This window comes from Streptomyces sp. NPDC054794 (genome assembly GCF_053611585.1).
The window spans coordinates 47,507-54,449 of record NZ_JBSHAQ010000067.1 but is presented as its reverse complement, the minus strand read 5'-3'; the positions used below and the strand labels follow the sequence as shown (position 1 = coordinate 54,449).

Sequence of the window (6,943 nt, the reverse complement as noted above, 5' to 3'; positions counted from 1 at the left end):
GCCGAGAAGGCGGGCGCGGTGGTGCACCCGATGACGACGGTCGTGTCCGTCACGGACGACTCACGCGGCGGGTACGCGGTCGCGACCCTGCCGACCAACCGCAGGAAGAAGGATCGGGGGCGGACCTTCACCGCGCGGCGGGTGGTGCTGGCAGCGGGGACCTACGGCACGCAGACCCTGCTGCACCGGATGAAGGCGAACGGCCGGCTGCCCTACCTCTCCGACCGGCTGGGCGACCTGACCCGGACCAACTCCGAGGCGGTGGTGGGCGCGCAGACCGTCAACCGCCGTTACCGCAAGGCGCACGGGACGCCGAAGGCCGACTTCACCCGGGGCGTGGCCATCACGTCCTCGATCCATCCAAACGAGAACACCCACATCGAGCCGGTCCGCTACGGCAAGGGCTCCAACGCCATGGGCCTCCTGTCCATCCTCCAGGTCCCCTACGCCGACGGCACATCCAGGATCGCAGCCTGGCTGGGCAACGCCGCCCGCCATCCGGTTTCGGCCCTGCGCTCCCTGTCCAACCGCCGCGGGTCGGAGCGGACCATCATCGGGCTGGTGATGCAGTCCCTGGACAACTCCCTGACGACATTCCTGAAGCCGAAAGGTGTCGGCAAGGGACTGCTGTCCGCTCGGCAGGGCCACGGCGCACCCAACCCGAAGCAGATCAGGGCCGCCACCGAGAACGCTTCCGCCCTCGCCGAGGAGATCAACGGATTCGCCATCTCCAACGTGGGTGAGCTCACGGGTCGCCCGCTCACCGGGCACTTCCTGGGCGGATGTCCGATCGGCGACTCGCGCGAGACCGGCGTGATCGACCCGTACCACCGGCTGTACGGCCACCCGGGCATCTCGGTGGTCGACGGCGCCGCGGTCTCGGCGAACCTGGGCGTGAACCCCTCCCTGACCATCACCGCGCAGGCCGAGCGGGCGATGTCGTACTGGCCCAACAAGGGGAAGGCGGACCCGCGTCCCGCGCAGGGTGCGGCCTACGAGCGCCTGAAGCCGGTCGAGCCGGCGAACCCGGTTGTCCCGGCCGATGCCTTCGGAGCGCTGCGGCTGGCGTTCCTGGGGATACCGACGGTCCCGCCGAAGAAGTAGCCCGGCAATTCCCGCTCGCTGACGCCGTCGGCAGACTTCGGTCGACCAGGTGCGACCGCGCCGGGAGCGGTGGACTGAGCCCTGAGGGAAGCCCGCGTGCAGGGTCACCCTGCTCGCGGTCTTGGGAACGACGAGCCGACATCCACGAAGCATTCCTGAAACTCGCCTCCTGCCTCAGCGCCCACCGGCAATGCGCGGCAATGCGCTGACGTTGGGTTGCGAGGCCGCTGGTCACCTCGTGGATGTCCGTAGCTCATGTCATGATCCGGCCTCATGAGTGACCGGTCACTTTCACCCGCCTGGCTGGCCTCGTGGACAGACAGAGTCTCCGAGACCCTCACGGCAATGACAGGCGAGTTCGAGCGTCGGTACGGCTTTCCCCCTGGCACCCACGCGGTCCGGCCGGCCAGCCGTGACGATCAAGCCGTGGCTCGCGCGCTCGCCCAAGTCAGCCTCATCCCTGCTGACCTGATCACCTTCTACGACAGCATCGGCGACGTCCTGGGCGGACGTCGGCAACGGCTACTTCCTCTACCCGGCAAGCGACGTCCTTCTGCGACTCCAGGAGTGCGGCGTTGTCGACGTCGGCGCGGATCAGAAGGTCCACGGCCTGGTCATCGGCTCCAACGGCGGCGGCCTGTCCCACGTCGCGGGCCCCGATGGGTCGGTGCACCGGACGCGGACAGCGTCGCTGGACGAACCGGAGCTCGACAAGGTGGCCGATGACCTGCGGCAATTTCTGGAACTGCTGGAGCGATCCCTGACACGGTTCGTCGTCGATGGCGAGCCGGGATCTCTCCAGGTCAGCCCGCGGGCCCATTCCGGTGACTGCTGTCAAAGCGGCAATCCACCTAGATCAAACGACCTCCTCGGACGTGCCGGATCCCTCCAAGACCGGGCCGCATCGGTCGCTCATGGAGGTGCTTGCCGGATCAGGGGCGCACATCGACGTAGTCGCCTGCGGCCTTGGCCGGGCCGGTGGTGTTGGTGCCGGTGAAGCTCCACCGCCAGTAGCCGTCCTTGACTGCCTTGACCGTGGTGCGCAGGGTGCCGGTGCCGCTGGTGTTCACCGTGGCCACCGTGGTGTAGGTGCTGCTGCCCTTCGGGCGGAACTGCAGCTGCACGGCCTGGCCCGCGTATCCCGCATACCGGTAGGTGTCCCAATTGGCCCGCACGAGCTTGCCGGTGACGGTGATACGAGCGCCCTTGGCCACCGGTTCCGGTGAGGCGTTGACTGTGACCTGCGCGGCACGCTTGAGGCCGAACGACCCCACGCCGGGGGCAAAAACGGATGTGCCGTCGTTGGCGTCGACCAAGGCATCGACTGACCACGTTCCCGCGTTGGCGTTGGCCAGGTCCACTGGGTCGTCGCTGCCCGGAGCCGGGTGGGCGTTGACGGTGAACTCCGTCGTGCATGCCGTCGCGGTCTCGCAGAACGCATCGGTGGTGTAGAAACCGCCGTGCGGCCCCTTCAGATCCACATCGGCGAAAGACAGACCGGAGTCATCCGATCCGGTGACCGTGACCGGGAACTGCACATTGTGTGTGATACCCACGATGACGTCATGCCCGGAGTTGATGGTGGCACCGCTGACCACCGGGTCGCCGGGCACGGTGTCGGACGCGGCATCGGCCGAGGCGCCGACCCCGGTCAGCAAAACGGCGACGGCCCCCACCGCGACACCGCGGCTTGCGGCGCGACCGAGGGGCGTGCGCCCTATGGCACGTGCGGCGGTGCTGGGCGGGGCGATGTCGCGCCCGTCGCTTTGTCTGTCGCTCGGCGATGCGGGGAAGCGGCTCATGAATCCTCCCAGGGATGACGGGCCTTGCCGCCACCACACCGCGCGCGAAGGCGGTTGGTGGCGAGCGCAGGAGACCGATGTGTGTCAGTCTCTACGACTGCCGAACCGGCCCGATCGTTGCCCTCGTCCGGGGCGGGAAAACAACCAGCCACCCGCCACGGGAGTCGGCCAATGGACGAGCAAGGGCATCGGCGGCGCCGAAGTCACGAGGCAGAAAGAGCCGGCGCGGTCCTCGCACCACCCAGCTACGAGATCTCCCAGATGCCTCAACCACCGCGATGAGCGACGCTGTCGACGCCTGCAGGCAGGCTGGTCGATGGGAGGCCGACAGCGGGCAGGTCCCGTACTACATGGCAGCGCGCACCGCCGAGGCACTGGGCATTGCCTTGCGGGTCCTGGTGTCCATCGCCCTCACGGCCGCCGACTACTACCGCCTGCACGCCGCCGCCGAGGAACCGGGCGCGCACCTGGTCGAACGCCGCTTCTCTCAGCCCGGCCCGAGCGAGAAGGAGCTGCTGACCGCTACGTCAGCCCGTGTTCGGGTGCCCGTGAGTCATGGTTCCGTGGCGAGATGTTGCTGAGTCCAGATGACCTTGCCGCCGGGTGTATAGCGAGTCCCCCAGCGCGGAAAAGGTCTGCCGGCTCAGGCGCCTGCCGATCAGGGCCGTTCCACCGGTGGCTGCCGTGACCAGCCCGGTCGCCGTCAGGACGAGCGGCACTTGTCGCTCGGCCTCCAGGCTCACCTGGTGGATGGTGATGCCTGCGGAGACGAGCCCGATGACCTTCCCCTCGGAATTGGTGACGGGAACGACGGTGCGGACGGAGGGGCCCAGGGTCCCGGTGGTCGTTTCGGTGACGATGCCGCCACGCTGGGCTGCCGCGATGCTGCCTATGTAGTGACGGCCGATTTGGGCTGGGTTCGGGTGGGTGTAGCGGATGCCTGCGGGACTCATCACGACGATGAAGTCGACGTGGGAGCGGTGGTGGGTCTCTTCGGCCTGGGGCTGCAACACCGCCGTCGGATTCGCGCTGGTCAACGCCTGTCGCACGGTGGGGGTCGAAGCGACGGACGCGGCCACGGCGAGTGAGCGGTTGCGGGCCTCGCGCTTGCGCATGCCGTGATCGATAGTCGCCGGTACGTGGATGTCCGTCTCCGTGGAGTCCACGCAAGCATGCGGGGGCTGCGCAGCGGTGTGGCTGTCTAAACGCGGCATCCAGGCGTCGTACGCTGGGCTTTCTCAGCTCAGGGCAGGCTCAGTCACTGAAGCCGCCCGGGCCGCCGGACCGTTGTCCCCGACCGGGAGTTCCGGTCCGGCGGTGGGGTTCGTTCAGTCCTCAGGCCGCTCGGACGCCAGCAGCTCCCGGAGTTCGTCCATCGCCTCCCGCAGCCGGTCGGCGAACGTCCGCATCTGCGCAGCGACCGCCATCGGCGTGCTCAGGTAGAGGTTGAACCGGTCGGGAAGCAGCACATAGGCGACACCGATGCACTGGCTGCTGGTCGACCCGAAGCCGAAGTACTGGATGTTGGTGGACGGCGCGGAGCTCGTGCTCAGGTAGTCGTCCCGCATGGTCAACCAGCCCGGCGTCCGGTACAGCGCGGGCTGCTCGGTCACCCCGAGCTCGGCCCCGCGCCGGCGCTGGATCAGCTCCAGCTCCCACAGGTGCTGCTCTGGCACCTGCCCGGCCTGGCACGCCTTCGCGCGCGCCACATGGGCCTCGGTTGCTGCCCGGAACGCGGCGCGCCGGGCGTCCGCGTCGGCTGCCGGGTCCTCCATCGCCGCCACGAAAGCCACCATCTCGGTGGTGACGACGCGCATCGCCTCGGTGCGCCCGTGGCGGTACTGCCGGGTGGCGATCGATTCGTACGTGGCGCCCAGGTGCCCCTTGGCGCGCTGGTGGGCGAGCTGGTAGGCGGCCTGGACGAACGCGTCCGGCGAGACCCTCAACGCCTTGGCCGCACTGCTGCCGAAGTCCGCGAACGACAACGTGCTGGTCGCGGTGTTCTCCCCGTACGCCGCGAACGCGTGGGCGGCGGAGCGCACTTGGGCCCGCAGCGCGTCGTCCAGTTCGAACACGATCGGCTCCAGTGCCGGCAGCCCCTGGGAGCGGGCTCCGGACTGCCGGGACTGCTCCTCGGCCGGGGTGTTGAGCAGGGCGTCGGTGAAGTTGAGGATCGTGGTCCCGTCCAACTCGCAGTGCTCGACGTTGATGCCCGCCCGTCCATTGGCGAAGACGACGAGGGACACGGCCTTGTCGAACCAGCGATTGCCGCGGTCGCCGTACAGCAGCTGGTCACAGGCGTCCTGGACGTCCGCGGGGGCGAAGTCCTCCAGAGCGACGCAGAACAACGCGGTCTCGACATTGTCAAGGGCGTCGGCGTTGCGGGGGTGGCAGGCGAGAAGGCACTCCCGGGCGGCCGCCCACTCCGCGCGCGCCATGGTGGTGAGGTGGCCCACCGAGGTGTCCGCGCCGACCGGGTCGGCGCCTGCCTTCATCACGGCGCGCAGCCCCGCCTCGATGTCATCCAGGCTGTGCGGTACACCGTCCGGACCCAGCACGTCCAGCCGGAACATGCCGCCCCGGAAGAACACCACGATATGCCGGGCCTCGGACGGGCCCGGCCACTCGTCGGTGTAGGGGGCGCGGACGGTGTCCTGCTCCGCGCCGGGGATACGTGTGGTCGAGAACAGAAACTTGTTCTGCACCATCGACTGGGGCGCCCCGCGCTGCACCACCGGTGGAATCAGCCCCTGATCGAGCTGCCGCTTGTAGTTGAGAGCCCCGGCAACGAGCCCGGCCGCCCGCTCCACCTGCGCCTGGTCGGAGTCCTGGAACAGGAAGAAGAAGTTGGCGTTGAGCGCGATCCGGTCCCGGCGGCCCAGGTACCGGTAGGGCCAGAAGGTGTCGAGCCAGCTGTGCACGCCCTCCGTGGCCTCGTATTCCTCCAGCGCGGCATGCAGCACCCGGCCGGGGCCACCGGGTCGGAGAAAGGCGGCAACCTCCGCCTCGGTCGCCGACCGCTCGTCGGCGGTCAGCAGCGGCGTACACCAGGCGAGGAACCTCTCGCAGCTCGCCTCCAGCGTAGGCAGCGGCACGCGCGGGAGACTGTCCTCCTGGGCGAAGGTCGCGTTGCCTGACGCATCCTGACTGTTCTTCAACTCGCTTCTCGATTCGGATCGTTGGTACTCGTGATGTCGTGCGGCCGGGAAAGGTAGAGCTGTGCGTACAGCCAGCCTTCCGCCTCCAGGCCCCGTGGATCCACCCCTGCGGCCGACATGCTGTCGAGTACGAGCGCCTGCTCCTGCGGGGAGGCGAACCTCCGCTGCCTGAACACCTCGTCGACGCGAACGGTCCGGTAGCCCAGACCCGACAAGGCGCGCTCGACGGTGTCGAACGGGAACATCCGCAGCACGAAGTGCGCCATCCAGGGCCGCCGGATGCCCTGCGCCCGGACGACTCGCGTGAGCGTCCGCTCGGTGACGTAGCCGACGCAGCCCGTCGAGATCACCAGGTCCGTGCCCGAGAGCTGGGCGCGCTGGCGCTGTGTGAGCTCGTGCTCCTCCAGGTCGGCGTGCACCACGTCGTCGAGGAACCCGGCCTCAAGAGCGTAGGACAGCGCGCTGCCGGACGTGTCGAGGCCGACGAAGCGGATCGCTTGCGGGGGTTGGCGCGACCGAGCCAGCTCCCGGTCGCGGGCCAGCAGAGCCCCGCGACTCCCACTCGCACGCTCCTCGTCGCCGTAGCGCGCGTACAGCTCGTCCATGGTCGTGTCGTACTTCAGCAGGGCGGCGTTGATTCCGTACGAACAGCCGATGTCCAGCACCTTCGGTACGGCGACGTGCTGGGACTCCCGGTACTCCGTGATGATCTTGGTGAAGTAGGGCTTGGCCTGCTGCGGAACGCCGTAGTCGAGCGGGCGCAGCACCCTGAAGTAGGTTCGCGGATCGGGCTGGTCGTAGATGTGGTCGAGTGAGACTTTTCCGGTCACGTCGAAACGCACAGGGCTTACTCCTCCGAGGGGTCGCGCAGGGGAAACG

Annotated in this window: 6 protein-coding genes; 2 read left to right on the top strand and 4 right to left on the bottom strand. The window is 68.7% G+C overall.

Annotated features, from left to right (window positions below; all coding sequences use genetic code 11):
- On the top strand, positions 1 to 1,104 hold a 1,104-nt coding region (locus tag ACWGKT_RS42465), incomplete at its 5' end, for a GMC oxidoreductase (protein WP_453277902.1).
- Positions 1,105 to 2,036: 932 nt separating this feature from the next.
- On the opposite strand, the gene ACWGKT_RS42460 is transcribed toward ACWGKT_RS42465, so the two are convergent.
- Positions 2,037 to 2,906, bottom strand: coding sequence for a calcium-binding protein (locus tag ACWGKT_RS42460; protein WP_453277901.1), 870 nt, complete (start codon positions 2,904 to 2,906; stop codon positions 2,037 to 2,039).
- A gap of 278 nt (positions 2,907 to 3,184) precedes the next feature.
- Between ACWGKT_RS42460 and ACWGKT_RS42455 the strand changes: the two genes are divergently transcribed.
- On the top strand, positions 3,185 to 3,487 hold the full coding sequence (locus ACWGKT_RS42455) for a hypothetical protein (RefSeq protein ID WP_453277900.1): 303 nt from the start codon (positions 3,185 to 3,187) through the stop codon (positions 3,485 to 3,487).
- Here ACWGKT_RS42455 and ACWGKT_RS42450 read toward each other — a convergent pair.
- From ACWGKT_RS42450 to ACWGKT_RS42440, 3 genes are all read right to left on the bottom strand, one after another.
- Positions 3,434 to 4,021 (bottom strand): hypothetical protein, encoded by a 588-nt coding sequence (locus ACWGKT_RS42450; RefSeq protein WP_453277899.1) that lies wholly within the window; start codon positions 4,019 to 4,021, stop codon positions 3,434 to 3,436. The two genes, ACWGKT_RS42455 and ACWGKT_RS42450, sit on opposite strands and share 54 nt — an antisense overlap.
- A 213-nt stretch (positions 4,022 to 4,234) precedes the next feature.
- Positions 4,235 to 6,001: a choline/carnitine O-acyltransferase gene (locus ACWGKT_RS42445; RefSeq protein ID WP_453277898.1), complete on the bottom strand. Its 1,767-nt coding sequence runs from the start codon at positions 5,999 to 6,001 to the stop codon at positions 4,235 to 4,237.
- Between the two features lie 59 nt (positions 6,002 to 6,060).
- On the bottom strand, positions 6,061 to 6,906 hold the full coding sequence (locus tag ACWGKT_RS42440) for a class I SAM-dependent methyltransferase (protein ID WP_453277897.1): 846 nt from the start codon (positions 6,904 to 6,906) through the stop codon (positions 6,061 to 6,063).
- Positions 6,907 to 6,943 lie beyond the last annotated feature (37 nt).

Coding starts and splice junctions, on each gene's coding strand:
- ACWGKT_RS42460 (WP_453277901.1), bottom strand. CDS start 2,906: ATGAGCCGCTTCCCCGCATCGCCGAGCGACAGACAAAGCGACGGGCGC.
- ACWGKT_RS42455 (WP_453277900.1), top strand. CDS start 3,185: ATGAGCGACGCTGTCGACGCCTGCAGGCAGGCTGGTCGATGGGAGGCC.
- ACWGKT_RS42450 (WP_453277899.1), bottom strand. CDS start 4,021: ATGCGCAAGCGCGAGGCCCGCAACCGCTCACTCGCCGTGGCCGCGTCC.